The following is a 22,540-nucleotide window of genomic DNA, read 5'->3' as shown; positions in this document are numbered from 1 at the left end:
GAAGTCCGCCCTCTGCAACATTCTACACGCGCTTGTGCGTTTTGCCACGACGTGCCAAGGATTAGTGCCAAGATGTGAAGGGGACGTTACATGAAGTCAGGGCTGGTTGTACTGTGTCTGGCTTACGTCCTCAGCCAGTTCTTTCGTGCGTTTCTGGCCGTGCTCAGCCTGGATCTTGAGAAGGATATAGATGCCACGCCCGAGGATCTGGCCTTTGCCTCGGGCCTTTGGTTTCTGGTCTTTGCCGCCATGCAATTGCCCGTGGGCTGGGCGCTGGACCGGGTTGGGCCGCGCCTGACCGCCGCCGCGCTGCTGCTGGTGGGCGGTGCCGGCGGGGCGGCTGTGTTTGCCACCGCATCCTCGGCCTTTCATATCAGCGTTGCGATGGCGCTGATCGGGGTCGGATGCTCTCCGGTCCTGATGGCATCTTACTTCATCTTTGCGCGCGAATACCCGCCTGCCCGGTTTGCAACCCTTGCGGCGGTGATGCTGGGCGTGGGATCGGTGGGCAATCTGGTCGCCTCTTACCCCACCGCGCTGGCGGTCGAGTTGATGGGCTGGCGCGCCACCCTGCTTGGGCTGGCGGTGATTTCCGCCGTGATCGCCCTTGGCATATGGGTCAGCGTCCGCGACCCCGCCAAGGTCGAGACCGAGCATAAGGGATCAGTTCTGGACCTGCTGAAACAGCCAGCCCTGTGGCTGATCCTGCCCCTGATGCTGGTGGCCTATGCGCCCTCTGCCGCGCTGCGGGGATTGTGGGCCGGACCGTATCTGAATGACGTCTTCGGGCTCAGCACCACTCAGATCGGTACTGCGACGCTGATCATGGGGTCGGCAATGATCGCCGGGACCTTTGCCTACGGGCCGCTGGATCGCATTCTGGGCACGCGGAAATGGGTGATCTTCGGCGGCAACGCGCTGGGCGCTGTGGCACTGGGCCTGCTGTGCCTGTGGATCGACAGCGCGATCTGGGTCTCGGTCCTGCTGCTGGCGGTCATTGGCTTTCTGGGGGCCAGCTTTCCGGTGATCATGGCCCATGGTCGCGCCTTTGTGCCGCCACATCTGGTCGGGCGCGGGGTCACGTTGCTGAACCTGTTTGGGATCGGCGGGGTCGGCATCGCGCAATTCGTGACCGGTCGCATCCATGCGGCCAATACCGCCGCCGGAGCCGCCGCGCCTTATCTGGCCATCTTCGGCTTTTTCGCCGTGACCCTTGCCATTGGCTGCGTGATCTATCTATTCAGCCGGGACAACGTGGATTGATTTAGAACCGGAGGGACGGCCCGTGCAGGATATCGAGGTGATCGCACCCAACCTGAAACACAGCCTGTCCGGGGTCACAACCACGGTCATCCGCCTGCTGCCGATCCAGAAAGAGATGATCGGGATCGTCGCCACCGGCCCCGGCCTGCCGGATGACCTGCCGCATATCCGCCTGATCAAGGTTCCGTTCCTGTCGAACCGCAAACGCCGGGTCTGGCACGCGCGGCGCAACACGGAAATGCTGATGGGCCTGTTTCTGCGCAAGGTCCTGCGGCGCAATCTGAAACTGCTGTTCACCTCTGCGGCGCAACGGGATCATTCGGGTTTTACCAAGAAACTGATCTCGCAAATGGACGCGCTGATCGCGACAACGCCGCAAGCGGCCTCGTTTCTGCAACACCCCGCGACGGTGATCATGCATGGCGTGAACACCGAACTGTTCCACCCGGCCGATGACAAACAAGCCCTGCGCGACAAGCTGGGCCTGCCCAGCGGTACGCTGATCGGCTGTTTCGGACGCATCAGGCCGCAAAAAGGCGTCGATCTGCTGGTCAACGCCGCGCTGAGCGTTCTGCCCAATCACCCCGACGCCCACATCATTTTCACCGGCCGCGCCACCAGCGAATTCGAAGCGTTTCAGGCCGAGCAGGAAGCCAAGCTGCAAGCCGCCGGCTTGGGCGACCGTGTCCATTTCCTGGGCGAACGCCCGTGGGAGGAAATAGTCGAGACCTACCGCGCCCTCGATCTGTTCGTCGCCCCCGCGCGCCACGAAGGGTTTGGCCTGACCCCGCTTGAGGCGATGGCCTCGGGCGTGCCCGCCATCGCCTGCCATGGTGTGGGTGCCTTCAGCGCCCAGATCAAGGACACTGAGACCGGACGGTTGGTTGAAAAAGACAACGCCCCGGCATTGGCTGAGGCGCTGGATCAGATGCTGTCCGACCCGGCCCAACTGGCCACCGCCGGACAAGCCGCCCGCGCCCATGTGGAACAGAATTTTCGAATCGAAGGCGAGGCCGAAGCCATCGTAAAGGTCTACCGCTCTCTGCTGGATGCGGAATAAGCGCAGCGAACCGCCTCAAATCCGCGTCAATCGTTGAAATACCCTGCGAAAGCCCTTTTTTCTTCGCTGCAACGCGGCTATGAACGCGCGTCCTTAACTTTGGAGACATGAAATGGGCTATCGCGTCGTCGTCGTCGGCGCCACGGGTAACGTGGGCCGCGAAATGCTGAACATCCTGGCGGAACGCCAGTTCCCCGTGGACGAACTTGCCGCTCTGGCAAGCCGCCGTTCGCTGGGCACTGAGGTGACTTTTGGCGACAAGACACTCACGACCAAAGACCTGGACACATTTGATTTCACCGGCTGGGACATCGCCCTGTTTGCCGTAGGCTCTGCCGCGACCAAAGATTATGCGCCTAAGGCCGCCGCGGCTGGCTGCGTGGTGATCGACAACTCGTCGCTCTATCGCTACGACCCGGACATTCCGCTGATCGTGCCGGAGTGTAACCCGCAGGCGATCCACGACTACAAGAACAAGAACATCATCGCGAACCCCAACTGCTCGACCGCGCAGATGGTTGTCGCGCTGAAGCCGCTGCATGACCGCGCCAAGATCAAGCGCGTTGTCGTCTCGACCTATCAGTCGGTATCCGGTGCGGGCAAAGAGGGTATGGACGAGCTGTGGGACCAGACCAAAGCCGTCTACAACCCGATCAACGAGGTTGAGCCGAAGAAGTTCCAGAAGCAGATCGCCTTCAACGTCATCCCGCAGATCGACGTCTTCATGGAAGACGGCTCGACCAAGGAAGAGTGGAAGATGGTTGTCGAGACCAAAAAGATCGTCGATTCGTCGATCAAGGTCACAGCCACCTGCGTCCGCGTGCCTGTGTTCGTCGGCCACTCCGAAGCCGTGAACATCGAATTCGAGGAATTCCTGGACGAAGACGAAGCCCGCGACATCCTGCGCGAAGCGCCGGGCATCATGGTGATCGACAAGCGCGAAGCCGGCGGTTACGTCTCGCCCGCCGAATGTGTTGGCGATTTCGCCACATTCATCAGCCGCATCCGTCAGGACTCGACCGTCGAGAACGGCATCAACCTGTGGTGCGTCTCGGACAATCTACGCAAGGGTGCTGCGCTGAACGCGGTGCAAATCGCGGAACTGCTGGGCCGTGAGGTTCTGAAAAAGGGCTGATCCCCAGGTCTTTCAAGACCACTAAAGAAATAAGAGCCCCGTCGTTCTTTCGGCGGGGTTTTTTGCTGATGGTGCTGCCCAATTAACAAGAAGGACAGGCACCCAAATCCATGCTAATTTGTGAATATAGCCTGAAGAAACTCATCTGAAGGATTTCACAATGCGTATTTTATCCCTTCCAGCATTGATCTTAGCCGTGTTTGGGTTTTCACAATCCGCAACCGCGCAAGACATTGCAGATACGATTTATTCCGGCGGTCCTATTCTGACGATCGACGACGATCAGCCGACCGCCGAGGCAGTTGCTGTCAAGGATGGTCGGATACTTGCAGTGGGTTCACTAGAAGATGTGGCCCCGCATCGCGACGAAACGACCGAAGCGTTCGACCTTGCAGGCCGCGCCATGTTACCTGGCTTTGTAGATAGTCATGGCCATGTCGTCATGGGTGGATTGCAAGCGCTTTCGGCCAATCTTCTGGCCCCGCCAGATGGTGAAGTCACGAATATCGCAAGCTTGCAGGCAACGCTATCAGACTGGGCCTCGGTGAATTCCGAGGCTGTAGAACAGGTGAAAATGATCATCGGATTTGGCTATGACAATGCCCAGTTGGCGGAACTTCGACACCCGACTCGTCAGGAGCTTGATGAGGTTTCAACAGACTTACCCGTCGTCATTATCCATCAATCCGGTCATCTGGGTGTGGCGAACTCCAAAGCGCTGGAACTGGCTGGAATAACCGCCGAGACAGAAGCCCCACCCGGCGGTGTCATTCAGCGAGATGAGGCTGGGGAGCCCAATGGCGTTCTGGAAGAATATGCGTTTTTCTCTGTTTTAGTGCCACTTCTGGGTAATCTGGGCGAAGAAGGCCTGACCGAATTTGCTCGTGCAGGCAGCCAACTCTGGGCCTCATTCGGGTACACAACCGGACAAGAAGGCCGATCATCCGGAGAAATCGTTGAAGTCTTGAAAAAGGTCGGTGCAGAGGACGGGCTGCCCATTGATGTTGTTGCGTTCCCAGACGTGCTCGAGTCGCAGGACTATGTCGAGGCGAATGTCTCAAAAGACTATGCAGATCGCGTGCGCGTCGGCGGATGCAAGCTAACCATCGATGGCTCACCGCAAGGCTTCACCGCGTTGCGGGATCGGCCCTACTACGATCCGGTCGGCAATTACCCCGCAGGATATGCGGGCTATTCCGCGATCACAATGGAGCAGCTGCAAAACGCAGTGAACTGGTGCTACGAAAATGGCATCCAAATACTTGTGCACTCGAACGGTGAAGGCGCATCAGATATGCTGATCGCGGCCCTGGAAGAAGCCCAAATGAAATACGGCGACCCCGGAAACCGCCCGGTTCTGATCCATGGCCAATTTCTGCGCGAGGATCAGGTGGTCAGCTTCAAACGCTTGGGCGTGTTTCCGTCGGTTTTCCCAATGCACACCTTCTATTGGGGTGACTGGCATCGCGATCATACGGTTGGCCCGATCAACGGTGAGAATATCTCACCCACGGGATGGATAAACGAACGCGGCATGATGTTCGGCACCCATCACGACGCGCCGGTCGCCCTGCCCGACAGTATGCGCGTGCTTGCCGCCACCGTGACCCGACGCACCCGATCTGGGGACATTCTGGGACCGCATCAGCGTGTCGATGTGATGACTGCGCTCAAGGCGATGACGATTTGGCCCGCATGGCAACATTTCGAAGAGGATCAGAAGGGTTCGATCGAAGTTGGGAAAGTCGCCGATTTCGTGATCCTGTCGGACGACCCAACTGCGGTGAACCCTGAAACTCTGGCCGAGCTACAAGTCCTAACAACAGTGAAAGGTGATGTCGTCGTCTATGAAGCCGAAATCGGCGTCAAGGAAGGGCACCTCAACATCTCTCCATTTTCGAATGACCCGGTTGTCGCGCACAGGTTTCTGCACGCGATCTATCAGGGCATGGAGGTTGAACGACCTTGGTTGACTTTGGGTTCAGCGCAGAACTGAGTGACAAATAACCAAAGGACAGGTCTCACCCCTGCCCCTCAACCAACGCCTTCAGGTTGGTCAATCCACGCTCGTAGTCGCCACCAACCCAAGAATCCATCATCAGCCCCATCCAGCGCGTCATCGGATTGAGGCCAAGATCGGATGTAAAGCCCCAGGTCACCTCGGTCCCCGACCCTTCGGGCTGCAGGACGAACGAGGCCGAGGCGGTACCCATCGGGCCAAAATCCAGCGCTGTCTGGACACTTTGGTTCTCGACGCTCTCAACGATCTCCTGCGAGCCGGTGCCAACCTGAGGATGGTCGGAAGCCCAGTTCAGCGTGTTACCGACACCCGCGTCTGGCCCGGAATAGGTCAGTTGAGTGTTGGGGTCGCGGTGCAGCCAGGGCGACCATTGCTCGGTCTCCTGCATGGAGTTCACGTAAGGAAAGATCGCCTCGGGCGGTGCATCGATTGTGATACTGCGGGACACTTCGGCCTTGCCGGGCAGCAGGTAAGAGACACCGACAAGCGCCAGAACAAGCACGATCAGGCTGAGAACGATGCGTTTAAACCATTTCATAATATGCTCCGGAGATTGCGATCAATGACCTAAGCATACCGGAATACAACTGAAAACCAGACCCTGAACTGCACCTGATGCCTGCGCTGGCGGTTCGGCGCTGTCAGACCGGCACGAATCTCTTCTGGTGCGGATCGAAACACTCCAGCCCGCCCGCACCGATATCCGTCCAGAGCCCGTGCAGGCTGAGCGTGTCGTCTTCGACCGCTGACGCCACAAATGGGAAGGTCATCAGGTTCTCCAGCGACGCCACAACCGCCTGCCGTTCGAACTGGCGGGCCTGGTCGGCGCTGTCTTCGATATCTGCGACCAGATCATATTTGGGCTTCAGGATGTCCATCCAGCGGCCGACAAAGCTCTCCTTGGCCTCAAGTTGCGGGGCCTGCCCCTTGCACATGTCGATACAGCCCTGCACACCGCCGCATTGCGAATGCCCCAACACGATCAGATGCGCCACTTTCAGGGCCGTCACGGCGTATTCGATAGCGGCACTTGTACCATGATGGTCGCCGTCGGGCGCGTAAGGCGGGACAAGATTGGCGATATTGCGGTGAATGAAGAACTCACCCTGATCCGCCCCGAAGATCGAGGTCACATGCACCCGGCTGTCGCAGCAGGAAATCACCATGGCTCGGGGGCGCTGCCCCTCATCCGCCAGACGCCGATACCAGACCTGATTTTCGGAATATGTCGTCGCCTTCCAGCCGTGATACCGTTTCACCAGATAGGTTGGCAAAGGTTTGGCTATATCCATTTCGGTGTTCCTGTCTTCAATTGCTTAGGCCGCTGTAAACTGAATTCAAGGAAAATTCGAGCCATTATCCGAACTCGGCGCAAGGATTTGCAAAGAATTTCCCGCCAAACATCAGGCCTACGCCGTGGGGGCGTCTGAACTAGGGTGAATGTGGTGGATAAGATACTCACACTTGAACATAAGGAAACCGTGCGACTGGACCCGGATCGCCTCAGCGGGCTGTACCGGCAACTGGGCGACAAGAACGCGTTGGATGTGCTGTGCCGCACGGTCGAGGAACTGGCCGTTCGCCTGTCGAATTGCGAACGGTTCTGGCGCCAGCGCGATTGGGAGAACCTGCGCAAATGCTCGAAATCGCTGGTGGCGATCGCCGATCAGGTCGGGATGACCGCACTGGCGCGGGTTGCGGGCGACGTGGCAGGCGCGGTCGATGCCGGGGATGCGGTGGCGGCGGGCGCAACGCTGGGGCGGTTGATCCGTGTAGGTGAGCGGTCGCTGACCGCCGTTTGGGATCAGCAGGACCTTTCCGTCTGACGGGGCTTGCGGGTGGGTCGCAGGTGGCTAGTCTGGGCGCGAATTCAATCAGCCGAGACGCCCATGACCCTAAGCTTTGCCCCGCCCTCTGACGTTTCTGTTCCGCTGCATGTGCTTGGTCAATCCGATCTGGACGGATGGCTTCAGGACCAGCCGGATCATGTTCGTGATTGGGTGGAGGTGAACGGGTTCACCGGTGCAATAGGTCAGGCGCTTTTGGTGCCGGGCAAGGATGGCCGGGCCGGGTTTGCGCTGGCGGGCTATGGAACGCAGGCCAAACGCGCCCGCAAACGGTTCCCTCTGGCCGCCGCTGCCGAGGCGCTGCCCGAAGGCACGTATCACCTCGGGTCCGATGTCCCGCCCGATCAGTTGGAGATGGAGTGTCTGGGCTGGCTGCTGACCGGCTATGCGTTTGACCGCTATGCCAGCCAATCCCCGGCCAAGGCGCGTCTGGTCGCGCCGGATACTGTAGATGCCGCGCGGCTTGAGGCGATGGCCAATGCCGAGGCGCTGACCCGCGATCTGGTCAACACTCCGGCCTCGGACATGGGGCCCGGCCAGTTGCAACAGGCGGCGGAAGCGCTGGCGCAGGAATTCGGGGCGACATGCAGCACCATCACCGGTGATGCGCTGCTGGAGCAGAATTTTCCGATGATCCACGCGGTTGGCCGCGCAACGGATCAGGCCCCGCGCCTGATCGAGATGAGCTGGGGCAGCAAAGGGCCCATGCTGACGCTGGTCGGCAAAGGTGTGTGTTTCGATACGGGCGGTTTGAACCTGAAACCCGGCGCATCGATGGGTCTGATGAAGAAGGATATGGGCGGCGCAGCGAATGTGCTGGGGCTGGCCCGGATGATCATGGCGCTGAATCTGCCGCTGCAACTGCGGGTGCTGATCCCGGCGGTTGAAAATGCGGTGGCAGGCAACGCCTTCCGCCCCGGTGACATCCTGACCTCGCGCAAGGGTCTGACGGTCGAGATCAACAACACCGATGCCGAGGGGCGGCTGGTGCTGGCCGACGCGCTTGCGCTGGCGGATGAGGGGCAGCCGGATCTGGTGATCTCGATGGCAACCCTGACAGGGGCCGCGCGCGTGGCCGTCGGCCCGGATCTGGCCCCGTTCTATACGGATGACGATCAGGCGGCGGCGGCACTGACGCAGGCCGCGCAACGCTCGGCCGATCCGGTCTGGCGGATGCCGTTCCATACACCTTATGAGGCGATGATCGAGCCGGGGATTGCCGATCTGGACAACGCCCCCTCGGGCGGGTTCGCGGGATCCATAACCGCCGCCCTTTTCCTGCGCCGCTTTGTCGAAAACAGCGCCTATATGCATTTCGACATCTATGCGTGGCAGCCCAGCAAGTCGCCCGGCCGCAGCAAAGGCGGTTTGGGCCAAGGCCCGCGCGCCGTCCTGAACGCCCTGCCCGAGATTCTGGGCCTGTGACCCGCCTGCGCGTCATCCAGCCCGTCATTGACCTGCTGCGCAGTCCCGATGGTGCGCGTGACCGGCAATTGTTGTTCGGGGACACCGTGCAGGTTGCCATAGAACAAGACGGGTGGAGCCGGATTACCGCAGACAAGGACACCTATTCCGGCTGGGTTCGTTCAGCCCAATTGGGCCCCGAGGTGCCGCAAACCCACAGGATCACCGCCCCCGCAACCCACGCCTATGAACAGGCGGATATGAAAACCCGCGATCTGGCTTCGCTGAGTTTCGGCAGCACGGTGCAGGCCCTGTCGCAGACGGACGGGTTTCTGGAAACCGAATTGGGGTTCATTCCTGCGGTCCACACCGCGCCGGTTTCGGACATTCAAACCGACCCGGTGACAGTGGCCGAGCTGTTTCTGGGCACGCCCTATCTGTGGGGCGGCAACAGCCGGTTCGGGATCGACTGTTCCGGGCTGGTTCAGGCCGGGTTGCTGGCTTGCGGTATCGCGTGTCCGGGTGACAGTGGCGATCAGGAGCAGGCAGTTGGCACTGCGCTACCTGAGGGCACACCGCCCCAACGCGGCGACCTGCTGTTCTGGAAGGGCCATGTGGCATGGGTTTCAGGGCCGAACATGCTGTTGCATGCGAACGCGTATCACATGGCAGTGGCCTATGAGCCTATGGATCAGGCAATCGCCCGCATTCTGGCCCAAGGCGACGGACCTGTGACAGCCCATAAAAGGCTCTAATCCGGGGAAACCGAGCGGATCAGCTTACGCTCCAGCACCCTCAGCACAGTGCGCAGATCATGGCCGCGTTTCAGGATACGTCCGTCCATACCGACAACCGAGTACATCCCTTGTTTCTGCCGCAGGCGTGGGTGCTTTTCGATGCGATAGATCGGGTGCTCCGCCGTGCGCCGGAAAATCGAGAAAATCGCCATGTCACACAGGTTGGAAATTCCGTAGTCGCGCCATTCTCCGGCGGCGACCATCCGGCCGTATACGGACAGGATATGGGACATCTCGCGCCGGTCGAACGCGACGGGCATCTGGGCCGAGTTTGCAGAAAACCGGCTGGGAGGCTGCATGTTCATACCCCAAGCCTTGCCGGAAATTGCGCCCGAATCAAGCCTGTTGCGCTGCTATGCTTCAATTCGTCAAAAGGTGTTACCGGCGTCCGACCTGTCGGCAAATCAGGATGACGGGCAGCAATCCGACGGCCAGAATGACCAATGAGGGCACCGCCGCGCCCTCAAGCCGTTCGTCCGACGCCAACCGGTACGCCTGCACCGCCAGCGTATCAAAGTTGAAAGGCCGCATGATCAGTGTCGCGGGCAGTTCCTTCATCACATCGACAAAGACGATCAGCAATGCAGTCAGCAGCGATGGCGTCAGAATGGGCAGATGCACCCGCCGCAGAGTGCCCAAGGGCGTTTGCCCCAGGGATCGCGCGGCGGCGTCCATGTTGGCGTGAACCGTGCTCTGCCCGCCTTCATACGCGCTCAGCGCTGCTGCCAGAAACCGCACCATGTAGGCCGCAACCAACAACCAGATCGAGCCGGTGACCAGCAGGCCGGTTGAGATATCAAACGTCTGGCGCATCCACGCATCGAGCGCGTTGTCGAAGGCAGCAAAGGGGACGATCAGCCCAACCGCGATCACCCCACCCGGAACCGCGTAACCAAGACGCGAGATATAAGCCGCACCTGACGAGGCGCGACCGGGGCGAAGGCGCTGAAAAAACCCGACGCTGATGGCGGCAGACACGGTGACAACCGCTGCGGTCCCCGCAAGGATCAGTGAGTTGCGGATGAACCCGAGATAACGCTCCGACAGCAGGTTCTGCTCGGATTCCATTCCCATCTCAACAAGAATGATCACCGGCAGCAGAAACCCGAACAGCACCGGGACAGCGCATAGAACAAAGGCACCGACAGCGCGCCAGCCGGTCAGATGTGCGGCGGGCTGCGCTGCGTGCTGCTTGCCCGCCTGATAGTATTTTGCCTTGCCCCGCTGCGTGCGTTCAGCCACTGCCATGACCAAAGCAAAGGTCAAAAGGCATAAGGCCAGTTGCGCGGCACCCGCGCGATCGGCCAGCGAAAACCAACTGGTATAGATACCCGTCGCAAAGGTCTGGACACCGAAATAGGACACGGTGCCAAAATCCGCGATGGTCTCCATCACCGCCAACAGCACGCCGCCCGCAATCGCCGGGCGCGCCATCGGCAGAGACACGCGCCGAAACGCGAGCCATGGGTTGTTGCCCAACGCACGCGCCGCCAGAAAGGCGGTTGCGCTTTGCTGCAAAAAGGCCGCGCGGGCCAGCAGGTAGACATACGGATACAGCACAAGGATCAGCATCGCCGCCGCACCCTCGGTCGAGCGGATCTCGGGGAACCAGTAATCGCGCGGGCCCCACCCCGTTACATCGCGCAGGGTGGATTGCACGATCCCCGGATGATCCAGAATAAAGGTATAGGCATAGGCCAGCACATATGCCGGAAAGGCCAGCGGCAGAACCAGCGCAATCTCAAGCAAGCGTACGCCGGGAAACCGGGTCATCGTGACCAGCCACGCGGCCCCGGTGCCAATGCTGAACGTACCCGCAGCGACCAAAACAACCAGGATGAGCGTGGTCACCGTGTACCGGGGCAGCACCGTCTCGGCCAGATGCGCAATCGTGTCGGTCCCGCCGGTCAGCGCCGCCAGAACAACGGCCACCATCGGCAACAGGCAGGCCGCTGCAACCACATAGGCCAGCCCGGCCAAAAGCCGGGTGCCGCGTACGCCGCGGTTCCGCGATCCGTTTTCAGAATAGTCGATCTGGGTCATCCGGCGTCTTCAGAATGCTCTGAGTGTCCTTTTCGACTAAAATCGTCGGGATTGCCAGCACCAATACAGCTAACTACCGCTCCCGAGTTTGCTCAATCCCCCATTCGTGACTTGTACGTGATAAGGGATTCCAGACTTGCTGCCGGACAACGCTTCTGTTCGGCTGAGGCATTACGCCAAGATTGGATATGCAATGCCCTGCCGAGTTTTTCTGACCATGTCGATATTAGCGCTGGCGGGCTTTCCAGTGCGGGCAGAAACAATCGTCGACACCGAATTCGCGAAAGCATGCTTGGTAGCAGAGGATGAGACTTTGGAAAATTCGACCCTAAACTGGCAAAAGATCAGATTTCTGGAAGAATTGGACTATTGCTTGATCGCCGTCGCCCAGCACCTGTCGAGCCCAAACAAACTGATCAGTTGGATGAAGGCCAGCGGCTTCCATGTGTCCAATCCTATTGCCTATTCGCGAAAAATTATGTGGGCATCATATAAGTACGACGGAGAGGGAGTTTTGATCAACGGTCGCATTCCAAAGAGGGAATTTCAGTGGAGCATTCACCCTTTGAGAACTTTCGGCGCCTACAGCCTACATTCCGGGATATTGCTTAGGAACAATGGCCATCCGGAATTGGTAACCAGCGTTCTGAACACCAAGTGAGTTCGTCAAACGTAAGGCGAAGAAAACCTCGCCTTACGCGGGTGTCATTCATAAACCCGCTGATCCTCGATCACCAAACCGTCTTTCGGCAGCGATCCGGGGGCGACAACCTCGATGGCGCCTTTCAGTTTCAGCACCTCGGCGACCGATTTGGCATAGGCCGTGTCATCCCCGCCCGGGCTTTCGATCTGGACGGTCATGGTGTCCATCTCACCCTGACGCGCGGCGATCACGCGGGCTTTGACGATCTCGTCGTGTTTTTCGACCAGAGCCGCCACCTGTTCCGGTCGCACGAACATGCCCTTGATCTTGGTGGTCTGATCAGCACGGCCCATCCAGCCCTTGATCCGCATATTGGTCCGACCGCAGGGCGAGACGCCGGGCATTAGCGCCGACAGGTCTCCGGTCGCGAACCGGATCAGGGGATAGTCGGGGTTCAGCGAGGTCACGACAACCTCACCCACTTCACCAATGGCCACTGGAATGCCGGTTCCGGGGGTCACGATCTCGACGATGACATGCTCGTCAATGATCATTCCTTCCATCGCGGCGCTTTCATAAGCGACATTGCCCAGATCAGCCGTGGCATAGCATTGCAGGCAGGAAATCCCGCGATCCGAATATTCCTGCCGCAGTGACGGGAACAGCGCACCGCCCCCCACTGCCGCCTTCGAGAAGTTCAGCGCAACGCCCATCGCGTCCGCCTTGTCCAGAATGACCTTCAGATAGTCCGGCGTGCCGGCATAAGCGGTACATCCGACATCGCGCGCCGCTGTGACCTGCAATTCGGTCTGGCCGGTTCCGGCGGGCAGAACCGCAGCGCCAACCGCGCGTGCGCCGTTTTCAAAGATCATGCCCGCAGGTGTCAGGTGATAGCCGAAACAGTTCTGAACGATATCGCCCGCCCCAACACCCACTGCGTTCAGGAAACGCCCCATGCGCCACCAATCGTGATCGGTGCTGCCCGGCTCGTAAATCGGGCCGGGGGATTGGAACACGTGATGAAAGTGCCGCGCCGGTTTCACCGTGAAGCCGCCAAAGGGCGGACGACTGGCTTGCGCGCGGGTCAGGTCCGATTTGCGCAATACCGGCAACATGGGCAGATCATCCGCCGATTCCACTTTATTAGTGTCTTTTCCTGCCAGATGCGCCGTAAAGCCCGGAGAAGATTTCGCCCGTTCCAGCTGCGCGCGCAAAGCGGCGGCCTGATCCGAGGCGCGTTCGTCGGCTGAGCGCGTTTCGAGTGTGTCGAAATAGGTCATCGCCATATCCTCCATCAGATCACAACCACCGCTTGCGGCGACGGTACGAGCGGACGTCGCGAAAGCTCTTGCGGCCTTCATCCGACATGCCAAGGTAGAATTCTTTCACATCCGGGTTTTCGCGCAACTCGGCGGCGGGGCCGTCCATCACCACGCGGCCCGATTCCAGAATGTAGCCGTAGTGCGCAAAGCGCAGCGCCACATTGGTGTTCTGTTCGGCCAGCAGGAAAGACACGCCCTCTTTCTCGTTCAACTCCTTCACGATGCCGAAAATCTCTTCGACCAGCTGCGGCGCAAGACCCATCGAGGGTTCGTCCAGCAGGATCGTCTCGGGTCGTGACATCAGCGCCCGGCCCATCGCCACCATCTGCTGTTCCCCACCCGAGGTATAACCGGCCTGGGATTTGCGGCGTTCTTTCAGACGGGGGAAATAACTATAGACCAGTTCCAGATCCTGTTGGATCGCGGCATTGCCGTCTTTACGGGTATAGGCCCCGGTCAACAGGTTTTCCTCGACCGTCAGGTGTTCGAAACAGTGGCGGCCTTCCATCACTTGGATGACGCCTTTTTCCACCAAATCGGCGGGGTCGCTTTCATGCACGCTTTGGCCGCGATATTTGATCGAGCCCTTGGTGACCTCGCCCCGTTCCGAATGCAGCAGGTTCGATACAGCTTTCAGCGTTGTTGTCTTACCCGCACCATTGCCACCCAGCAAAGCCGTGATACCGCCCTTGGGTACGGTCAGGCTGACGCCTTTCAGCACAAGGATCACATGGTTGTAGATCACCTCGATATTGTTGACCTCAAGCAGGGTTTCTGCCTGCACTTCGGTGGTGTGTGCCGCATCAAGCATCAGCGCGTGTCCTCGTGCCTGCCCCCGAAGGGGCTGTTCGTGAGGAGCGGCAGTGCAACCGCCGCTCCGGATTTTCAGCGCCCCGGATCAGGACCGGGACAGGGGGTCGCTTATTCGCAACGCCCTTCGATGTTGTTTTCGGCGGCATAAGCGGCCGAGTCTTCCTCGATCAGCGCGTTGATCACCTCGACATCGGTAGGCTTGAAGTCCTGAACCGAATTCCAGGTTCCTGCGGCGGCATCCCACTGCACGACGCCGACCAGGCCGGGGCCACCATGGTTGTCACAGCTGACCGAGAATTCAGGCCCGAAGCCCGACATGCCCAAGCCTTCCATCTTGGCGCTGGTGATTTCCAGTGCCTCCATGCCATCGCGCATCATCGACGCGTCGATTTCAGCAGTTCCGTGCATGTCCTGCGCAGTCTTCACCGCCTCGGCAGCCAGCATCGCAGCATAGAGACCACGGTTGTACTGAACCGTACCAAGCTGATCACCTGCGCCTGCCGCTTTGCCCGCATCGACGACATATTTCTGCAGGTCGTCATAGACCGGATAGTCCATGCCGAGACCGGTGAAGGTCAGCGCCTTGTAGCCAGTGGCTTTATCACCCGCAGGTTCCACGTCGAATTCAGCGCCAGACCACCAGACGCCGATGAAGTTTTCCATCGGGAAGCGGATATTGGCGGCCTCTTGTACGGCAACCTGGTTCATCACGCCCCAGCCCCACATGATCACATAATCGGGCTTTTCACGGCGGATCTGCAGCCACTGCGACTTTTGCTCTTGCCCCGGATGATCCACGGGCAGCAGGGTCAGGTCATAGCCATGCTTTTCGGCCAGTGTTTCCAGCGTGCGGATCGGTTCCTTGCCGTAAGCCGAGTTGTGATAGACCAGCGCAATTTTCTTGCCGTTCAGGTCACCACCATTCTCGTCCAGCAGATAGTTGATCGCGCCCGAGGCACCGTTCCAATAGTTGGCCGGATAGTTGAACACATGGCTGAACACTTTGCCGTTCGCAGCCGAGGTGCGGCCATAGCCCATCGTGTGCAGCGGAATGCCATCTGCGGTCACTTTGGGGATCAGCTGATAGGTAATCCCGGTCGACAGCGGCTGATAGACCAGCGCGCCTTCGCCCTTGGTAGATTCATAGCATTCCACGCCTTTTTCGGTGTTATAGCCGGTTTCGCATTCGATCACGCGGGCTGGGACACCTCCGATGCCACCATCGCGCTCGTTGAGCAGGGTGAAATAGTCGGCATAGCCATCCGCAAACGGAATACCGCCTGCCGCATAGGGTCCGGTCCGATAGCTGAGCGACGGGAACACAAGGTCGGCCATGACCGGACCTGCGGCCATCACAGCGCCCAGCGCCAGGGTTGCCAGTTTCTTGTTCATCGGGTGTCTCCTCCCTTGGTTGATCCGATGTTGGTTTCGGGCTTTCCGCCCGTCTTTTTGATTGGGCCAGCCCCTTAGTGCGGGAACGGCCAGAGTCTGAGTTTCTCTTTCGCCACGCGCCACAGCTGTGCCAGCCCGTGCGGTTCAAGGATCAGGAACATGATGATCAGCGCACCCACGATCACGAGGTTCAGGTGCGCCACGATATCGGTGGGCCAGCCCAGCACATCGACGCCGACCACCTTCAGCACCACCGGCAGCAGCACAAGGAAGGCCGCCCCGGCGAAGGACCCGAAAATCGATCCTAACCCGCCGATAATCACCATGAACAGCACCAGGAATGACTTCTGGATGCCGAACACTTCGCCCACTTCGACCGCGCCCAGATAGACCGCAAAGAACAGCGCACCCGCGATGCCGACAAAGAAAGAGCTGACAGCAAAGGCGCTGATCTTGGCCTTGAGCGGGTTCACCCCGATGATCTCGGCCGCGATGTCCATGTCGCGGATCGCCATCCAGGTGCGCCCCGTGGTGCCGCGCGTCAGGTTGCGGGCGATGATGGCGGACACAGTCAGGAAGATCAGGCAGAACAGATAGGTGGCCCAGGCCGGAGCATTGGGTCCGGTGATGATGATCCCGAACACGTCCCGCTCGGGCGCGTTGATCTGGCCCGAGGCCGAGTAGTTGTAGAACCACGGCACCCGGTTGAACAGCCACACCAGAAAGAACTGCGCCGCCAGTGTGGCCACCGCCAGATAGAACCCCTTGATCCGCAAGCTTGGCAGACCGAACAACACGCCGACAATGGCGGTGATCCCGCCCGCAAGCAGCACATGGACGAACATGCTGACATCGGGAAAGGCGGTCATCAGCTTGTAGCAGGCATAAGCCCCCACAGCCATGAACCCGCCGGTGCCCAATGACACCTGCCCGCAATAGCCCACCAGAATGTTCAGCCCGATGGCCGCGATGGCATAGATCAGGAACGGCAGCAGCAGGGCGTTGGCCCAGTAATCGTTGATGATGAACGGAATGATCCCGAACGCCACCGCCAGCACGACGTAGTACCGATACCGGTCAAACTTGATCGGGAAAGTCTGGCTGTCAGCGACATAGGAGGTTTTGAAATCTCCGGCCTCACGATAGAACATATCTTACTTTCCCCATTCTTCCTGCGCCCGGTTCCGGGTCGCGGCGTCCAGTTGTTTTGATCCCTTGGCGTATCCGCTCGCCTCGGACGAACGCACCAGTTTCATGTAGGCCATGATGCCGGTAACCAGCCCGACAAAGGCCAGGATCGCTGCGACCACCAACTGAGCGTCCGTCAGGCCTTCGGCGGTGATGGCGATATAGCCAAAGGCCCAGAAGCCAGCCCATGCGATCACGTTGATGATGGCGATCAGCTTTTGCACGGCCTACACCCTCTCAATGATCTTCTCGCCGAACAGGCCCTGCGGCCGGAAGACAAGGAAGATCAGCGCCAGCACATAGGCAAACCAGTTCTCGGTCGCGCCGCCCAATGCGGGGCCCAGCGCAAACTCGAACAACTTCTCACCCACGCCGATGATCAGCCCGCCAACGATGGCCCCGGGGATCGAGGTGAACCCGCCCAGCATCAGCACCGGCAACGCCTTGAGCGCGATCAGGCTCAGCGAGAACTGCACGCCCGATTTGGTGCCCCACATGATGCCGGCTACCAGCGCCACGAACCCGGCCACCGACCAGACCATGACCCAGATGAAGTTCAGCGAAATCCCCACCGACAGCGCCGCCTGATGGTCATCGGCCACCGCGCGCATCGCCCGGCCTTGCTTGGTGTACTGGCTGAACGCGACCAGCGCGGCCACCAGCAGCGCGGCAATGACCGTCGCCACAATATCCAGATTGTCGATGAAAAAGCCGTAGTCGAAGATGTTAAAGGTGGTCTCGTCAATCCACAGGTTGATACCCTGCGGCAGCCCCACATCCAGCGTCTTGATCTCGGACCCCCACATCAGGTCGGCCACACCTTCGAGGAAATAGGCCAGACCGATTGTGGCCATGAACAGGATGATCGGTTCCTGCCCGACCAGATGGCGCATGACGAACCGTTGCACCGCCCAGGCCAGCAACACCATCACTGCCATGGTCAGAATAACCGCAAGCAGCGCGGGCACGTTCCAGCCGAAATAATGGATATGCGTGCCGAAAATCGCGTTGATCAGATGCGCAAACGGCACCTGTCCGTTCATGATCCCCACCAGCGTCATCGCCGCAAACAGGGCCATTACCCCTTGGGCATAATTGAAAATCCCCGACGCCTTGTAGATCAGCACAAAGCCCAGCGCGACCAGAGCATAAAGCACCCCGGCCATCAGACCGTTGAGGATGACCTCCATCGCAAAAACGAGTTGTTCAGGCATGCTCGCCTCCCCAAATATCTGCCCGGATATCAGTCATGGCTGACCCCCAGATAAGCGTCGATGACTTCCTGATTGTTGCGCACCTCATCGGGTGTGCCGTCGCCAATCTTCTTGCCGTAATCCATCACGACCACCCGGTCGCTCAGGTCCATCACCACGCCCATATCATGCTCGATCAGGGCGATGGTGGTGCCGAACTCGTCATTCACGTCGAGGATAAAGCGGCTCATGTCCTCTTTCTCTTCGACATTCATCCCCGCCATCGGTTCGTCCAGCAGCAGCAGTTTGGGCTCTGCGGCCAGCGCGCGGGCCAGTTCGACGCGCTTTTTCAAACCGTAAGGCAGGCGCGCGACGGGTGTCTTGCGGATGTGCTGGATTTCCAGAAAATCGATGATCTTCTCGACCGCCTCGCGGTTTTCGGTCTCTTCCGCCTCGGCCTTGCCCTTCCACAGTGCCTGTTGAAGGATGTTGGTTTTCATATAGTTCAACCGCCCGGTCATGACGTTGTCCAGCACGCTCATGCCTTCGAACAGGGCGATGTTCTGGAACGTCCGCGCGATCCCCTGCCGCGCCACTTCATAGGGACGCATCGGCGGGCGTTTCGCGCCGTGAAACCAGACCTCGCCTTCCTGCGGGACATAAAAGCCCGAAATCACGTTCAGCATCGAGGATTTACCCGCCCCGTTCGGCCCGATGATGGCCCGGATTTCACCCTCGCGAATGTCGAACGAGATATCCTTGATCGCCACCACACCGCCGAACCGCAGGGTGATGTTCTTCATCTCCATCACCACACCGCCGATCTTGCGGCCGTCTTCGGTGACATATCCTTCGGAACTATCCAGCATCAGTCACTCCCTGACACAAAAAACGGGACGGCGGGCGGGGCGATGACCGCAGGTCGAGCGGCGCTCGAACGGCCCTCATTCCGCCGCCACCTTATGCTGTGCGACCGGCACAACCGGCGCGTCGACAATCTCCAGCGTGGCGCTGATCGAGCCCTTGCGACCGTCCTCATACGTCACCTCGGTGGTGGTCGAGACCGACTGGGATCCGTCATAAAGCGCATCGATGATGTCCTGGAATTTCTCTTCCACGAACCGACGCCGCACCTTGCGCGTCCGGGTCATCTCACCATCATCCGCGTCCAGTTCCTTGTGCAGCACCACAAAGCGATGCACCTGACAGCCCGACAGCATCTCATCGGCGGCAACGGATTTGTTCACCGCTTCCACATGGGCCTTGATCGTCTCCAATACACGGGGATGACCCGCCAGTTCCTGATAGGACGCATAGGCCACATTGTTGCGCTCTGCCCAGTTGCCCACCGCCGTCAGGTCGATATTGATGAACGCCACGCAGCGATCCTTGCCGTTGCCAAACAGCACGACCTCAAGAATGTCGGGATAGAATTTCAGCTTGTTCTCGACATATTTCGGCGCAAACATCGACCCGTCAGCCATTTTGCCAACGTCCTTGGCGCGGTCGATGATCCGAAGATGGCCGCTGCCTTCCTCGATGAACCCCGCATCCCCGGTCGCAACCCAGCCTTCGGCATCCTTGGTCGAGGCGGTTGAATCCGGGTTGTTGTAATACTCAACAAAAACCCCGGGCGAGCGGTAGTGAATCTCGCCGCTGTCGTCGATTTTCAACTCAACATCCGGCGCAGGCACGCCCACCGTATCCGCACGTACTTCACCATCCGGCTGCACGGTAATGAACACCGTCGCTTCGGTCTGGCCATAAAGCTGCTTTAGATTGATCCCAAGCGAGCGGTAAAAGTCGAAAATCTCCGGCCCGATCGCCTCGCCCGCGGTATAGCCCACGCGGAAACGACCATAGCCCAGCGTGTCCTTGAGCGGTCCATAAACCAGCAGATTGCCCAGCGCGTATTTCAACCGGTCGCCAAAACCCACCGGTTTGCCGTCCAGCAGCAAGCCACCAACCTTCTTGGCATGTGCCATGAAGTGATGGAACATGCGCTGCTTCAGCTTGCCCGCATCCTCCATCCGGATCATCACATTGGTCAGCTGAGTCTCAAAAACGCGCGGCGGGGCAAAGAAATAGGTTGGCCCGATCTCGCGCAGGTCGGTCATCATCGTGTCGGCGCTTTCGGGGCAGTTCACGCAGAAACCGCACCAATAGGCCTGACCAACGGAAAAGATGAAATCGCCCACCCAGGCCATCGGCAGATAAGACAGGATGTCTTCGTTCCGGGTCAGGTGATCGAATTCGGCCGAGTTCTTGGCGCTTTCGATCACGTTCCGGTTCGACAACACCACGCCCTTGGGCTTGCCGGTGGTGCCGGAGGTATAAAGCATCACGCAGGTGTCGTCATAGGTGATCGCGGAGATACGCTTGTCCAGTTCCGCATCAAACCGCGCGTGACCGGCGCTGCCCTCGGCCATGATGTCCTCAAGCGCATTCATCTGGGAATGGTCGTATTTCCGCATCCCTCGCTTGTCGGTATAGAGGATGTGTTTGACCTGATGCACGTTTTCCTGAATTTCGATGACCTTGTCGACCTGCTCCTGATCGCCGCAGACAACGTATTTCGCGCCGCAATGTTCCAGCACATAGGCCATCTCTTCGGCGACCGAGTCCTGATACAGCGGCACAGGTACCGCGCCGACCATCTGCGCGGCAACCATTGACCAGTAATGCGCCGGACGGTTGCGGCCTATGACGGCGATATGGTCGCCCTTTTCGACGCCCAGTTCCAGAAAGCCCAGCGCGATGGCGCGGATTTCCCGCGCGGCCTCGGCCCAGGTCCAGCATTGCCAGATCCCGAATTCCTTTTCGCGGTAAGCCGGGGCATCCCCGAACTGCGTGACATTGCGGTGTAACAGCGCTGGAAGGGACTGCATCCCCTCAGCGCCCGACTGCGTCTGAGCCAATCTTCCTCTCCTCCCCATCCGGCCCCTCCTCCGGGCCGGAAATGGCGGGTCCGGGTCGTTGCCCGAACACCTGCGCCCCGATAAGGGACGGTTGCACGATCAGCGTCAACTTTTTCCTGATGTTTTCTCAATTCTTACGAATTGTAACAGGGGTCGTGCCGCCAATCCGGGTGACCTTGGCAACGCCCTTCTTCCCAACGCCTGCAAGCAATGCTATGTGGCCCGTCAAGCTCTTTGGCGATGGCGTCGCCAGAGGTAAATCAGCGACGAACCCCATATCCTGTACGCCGGGACTTTCAATCAGGAGATTGAGGGCCCCGTCCTGATCTCCGCCACAACAGGAGACAGCCATGGCCTGGTCCCCCGACAAAACCGAAGTCAAAAGCTGGAATGAATGGGACACCCTGCGCCACGTCATCGTGGGCCGCGCGGATGACTGCCACATTCCGCCCGAGGAACCCGCGCTGGACGCCAAGGTGCCCGAGGACAGCGACATGCGCGGCCAGTGGGGCCGCCGCCCGCAGGAAACCATCGACCGGGCCAACGAGTTGCTGGACAATTTCGCCGATCAACTGCGCAAGCGCGGTATTCGCGTGGATCGCCCGACGTCGATTGATCATTCGCAACCGGCTACCACTCCGGATTTTCACACCGAAAGCCAGTTCGGCTGTATGCCCCCGCGCGATGTGCTGCTGACCGTTGGGCACGAAATCCTCGAAGCGACGATGTCCTACCGCTGCCGCTGGTTCGAATACCTGAACTATCGCCCCCTGATGCAACAATACTGGGACGAAGACCCGAACTTCCGCCACGAGGCTGCACCCAAGCCGCGCCTGACCGATGCGGATTACCATCCCGATTACCTCAGCGACAAAATCGGCGTCGAAAAGCGCCTGCAATGGGCGGCCGAGAAGTTCTTTGTCACCACCGAAGAAGAGCCCCTGTTCGATGCCGCCGACGTGCTGCGTTTTGGTCGCGATCTGGTGGTCCAGCATGGGTTTACCACCAACCTCAAGGGGATCGAGTGGCTGCGCCGTCACTTCCCCGACCACCGCGTCCACACGGTGAACTTCCCCGGTGACCCCTATCCGATCCATATCGACGCGACGTTTACGCCGCTGCGCCCCGGCCTGATCCTGAACAACCCGCAGCGCCGCCTGCCTGAAGACCAGCGCGGCATGTTCGAGAAAAACGGCTGGGAGATCGTGGACGCCGCCCAGCCGGCCCACAACACGCCGCCGCCGCTGTGCTATTCCTCGACCTGGCTGTCGATGAACGTGCTGGTGCTGGACCCGAAAACCGTCTGTGTTGAAAAGTCTGAGGTCTATCAGGCCGAACAGATGGACAAGCTGGGCATGGAAGTGGTCGAGGTCGAACTCCGCGACGCCTACGCCTTTGGCGGCGGTCTGCATTGCTGCACGGCAGACGTCTACCGCGACGGCGAATGCGAGGATTACTTCCCGAATATGTGAGGTTTTCGGATTGAAAACAGGGTGCCTGGG

At 59.7% G+C, this 22,540-nt stretch carries 21 protein-coding genes; 9 read left to right on the top strand and 12 right to left on the bottom strand.

The features are described from left to right. The first annotated feature begins 90 nt into the window (after positions 1–90). From ACR0E6_RS11565 to ACR0E6_RS11550, 4 genes are all read left to right on the top strand, one after another. The gene (locus tag ACR0E6_RS11565; protein ID WP_170623420.1) at positions 91–1,263 is read left to right on the top strand and encodes an MFS transporter; all 1,173 of its coding nucleotides are present in this window, start codon (positions 91–93) and stop codon (positions 1,261–1,263) included. A 22-nt stretch (positions 1,264–1,285) separates the two neighbouring features. Beyond that, positions 1,286–2,323 (top strand): glycosyltransferase family 4 protein, encoded by a 1,038-nt coding sequence (locus tag ACR0E6_RS11560; RefSeq protein ID WP_480583441.1) that lies wholly within the window; start codon positions 1,286–1,288, stop codon positions 2,321–2,323. 112 nt (positions 2,324–2,435) lie between these two features. Continuing rightward, positions 2,436–3,458 carry an aspartate-semialdehyde dehydrogenase gene (locus ACR0E6_RS11555; protein WP_480583438.1) on the top strand — a complete coding sequence of 341 codons (1,023 nt, stop codon included), beginning with the start codon at positions 2,436–2,438 and terminating at the stop codon, positions 3,456–3,458. Positions 3,459–3,618: 160 nt separating this feature from the next. Then, entirely contained in the window at positions 3,619–5,454 is a 1,836-nt protein-coding gene (locus ACR0E6_RS11550) for an amidohydrolase (protein WP_480583435.1), read from the top strand. Positions 5,455–5,479: 25 nt separating this feature from the next. Here ACR0E6_RS11550 and ACR0E6_RS11545 read toward each other — a convergent pair whose 3' ends face one another. After that, positions 5,480–6,016 (bottom strand): SRPBCC family protein, encoded by a 537-nt coding sequence (locus tag ACR0E6_RS11545; RefSeq protein ID WP_480583432.1) that lies wholly within the window; start codon positions 6,014–6,016, stop codon positions 5,480–5,482. A gap of 103 nt (positions 6,017–6,119) precedes the next feature. Continuing rightward, the gene (locus ACR0E6_RS11540; RefSeq protein WP_170453429.1) at positions 6,120–6,770 is read right to left on the bottom strand and encodes a carbonic anhydrase; all 651 of its coding nucleotides are present in this window, start codon (positions 6,768–6,770) and stop codon (positions 6,120–6,122) included. A 144-nt stretch (positions 6,771–6,914) separates the two neighbouring features. Between ACR0E6_RS11540 and ACR0E6_RS11535 the strand changes: the two genes are divergently transcribed. The 3 genes from ACR0E6_RS11535 (at position 6,915) to ACR0E6_RS11525 (ending at position 9,484) form a co-directional block, all read left to right on the top strand. Beyond that, positions 6,915–7,304 carry a hypothetical protein gene (locus ACR0E6_RS11535; RefSeq protein WP_170735601.1) on the top strand — a complete coding sequence of 130 codons (390 nt, stop codon included), beginning with the start codon at positions 6,915–6,917 and terminating at the stop codon, positions 7,302–7,304. A 63-nt stretch (positions 7,305–7,367) separates the two neighbouring features. Then, complete coding sequence (locus ACR0E6_RS11530; protein ID WP_480583428.1) at positions 7,368–8,750, top strand: leucyl aminopeptidase family protein; 1,383 nt, start codon at positions 7,368–7,370, stop codon at positions 8,748–8,750. Further along, a complete protein-coding gene (locus ACR0E6_RS11525; RefSeq protein ID WP_480583424.1) occupies positions 8,747–9,484 on the top strand; it encodes a C40 family peptidase in 738 nt (245 codons plus the stop codon). The genes ACR0E6_RS11530 and ACR0E6_RS11525 overlap by 4 nt, the downstream gene beginning before the upstream one ends. Here ACR0E6_RS11525 and ACR0E6_RS11520 read toward each other — a convergent pair. Beyond that, positions 9,481–9,831, bottom strand: coding sequence for a DUF2794 domain-containing protein (locus tag ACR0E6_RS11520; RefSeq protein ID WP_170521016.1), 351 nt, complete (start codon positions 9,829–9,831; stop codon positions 9,481–9,483). The genes ACR0E6_RS11525 and ACR0E6_RS11520 overlap by 4 nt on opposite strands. A 73-nt stretch (positions 9,832–9,904) precedes the next feature. Then, positions 9,905–11,569 (bottom strand): ABC transporter permease, encoded by a 1,665-nt coding sequence (locus ACR0E6_RS11515; RefSeq protein ID WP_480583421.1) that lies wholly within the window; start codon positions 11,567–11,569, stop codon positions 9,905–9,907. Positions 11,570–11,705: 136 nt separating this feature from the next. Here ACR0E6_RS11515 and ACR0E6_RS11510 point away from each other — a divergent pair, with 136 nt between their 5' ends. Next, on the top strand, positions 11,706–12,230 hold the full coding sequence (locus ACR0E6_RS11510) for a hypothetical protein (protein ID WP_480583418.1): 525 nt from the start codon (positions 11,706–11,708) through the stop codon (positions 12,228–12,230). A gap of 44 nt (positions 12,231–12,274) precedes the next feature. Here the strand turns inward: ACR0E6_RS11510 and ACR0E6_RS11505 are convergent, their stop codons facing one another. From ACR0E6_RS11505 to ACR0E6_RS11470, 8 genes are all read right to left on the bottom strand, one after another. Continuing rightward, positions 12,275–13,492: a phenylacetate--CoA ligase family protein gene (locus ACR0E6_RS11505; protein ID WP_480583414.1), complete on the bottom strand. Its 1,218-nt coding sequence runs from the start codon at positions 13,490–13,492 to the stop codon at positions 12,275–12,277. Between the two features lie 19 nt (positions 13,493–13,511). Further along, positions 13,512–14,345, bottom strand: coding sequence for an ABC transporter ATP-binding protein (locus ACR0E6_RS11500; protein ID WP_480583411.1), 834 nt, complete (start codon positions 14,343–14,345; stop codon positions 13,512–13,514). Between the two features lie 110 nt (positions 14,346–14,455). After that, on the bottom strand, positions 14,456–15,739 hold the full coding sequence (locus ACR0E6_RS11495; protein WP_170453421.1) for an ABC transporter substrate-binding protein: 1,284 nt from the start codon (positions 15,737–15,739) through the stop codon (positions 14,456–14,458). Positions 15,740–15,813: 74 nt separating this feature from the next. Beyond that, positions 15,814–16,890 (bottom strand): branched-chain amino acid ABC transporter permease, encoded by a 1,077-nt coding sequence (locus ACR0E6_RS11490; protein WP_170521009.1) that lies wholly within the window; start codon positions 16,888–16,890, stop codon positions 15,814–15,816. Positions 16,891–16,893: 3 nt separating this feature from the next. Beyond that, positions 16,894–17,151 (bottom strand): hypothetical protein, encoded by a 258-nt coding sequence (locus ACR0E6_RS11485; RefSeq protein WP_170521007.1) that lies wholly within the window; start codon positions 17,149–17,151, stop codon positions 16,894–16,896. Between the two features lie 3 nt (positions 17,152–17,154). Then, positions 17,155–18,141 (bottom strand): branched-chain amino acid ABC transporter permease, encoded by a 987-nt coding sequence (locus tag ACR0E6_RS11480; protein WP_170453418.1) that lies wholly within the window; start codon positions 18,139–18,141, stop codon positions 17,155–17,157. Between the two features lie 29 nt (positions 18,142–18,170). Continuing rightward, the gene (locus tag ACR0E6_RS11475; protein WP_170453417.1) at positions 18,171–18,989 is read right to left on the bottom strand and encodes an ABC transporter ATP-binding protein; all 819 of its coding nucleotides are present in this window, start codon (positions 18,987–18,989) and stop codon (positions 18,171–18,173) included. Positions 18,990–19,064: 75 nt separating this feature from the next. Beyond that, positions 19,065–21,008, bottom strand: coding sequence for an AMP-binding protein (locus ACR0E6_RS11470; RefSeq protein WP_480583905.1), 1,944 nt, complete (start codon positions 21,006–21,008; stop codon positions 19,065–19,067). Positions 21,009–21,388: 380 nt separating this feature from the next. Here ACR0E6_RS11470 and ACR0E6_RS11465 point away from each other — a divergent pair, with 380 nt between their 5' ends. Next, positions 21,389–22,510 (top strand): amidinotransferase domain-containing protein, encoded by a 1,122-nt coding sequence (locus tag ACR0E6_RS11465; RefSeq protein ID WP_170623438.1) that lies wholly within the window; start codon positions 21,389–21,391, stop codon positions 22,508–22,510. The last annotated feature ends 30 nt before the right edge of the window (positions 22,511–22,540 follow it).

The sequence above is a fragment of the Ruegeria sp. AP12 genome (assembly GCF_056540025.1).
This window is presented reverse-complemented; position numbering and strand designations above follow the sequence as displayed.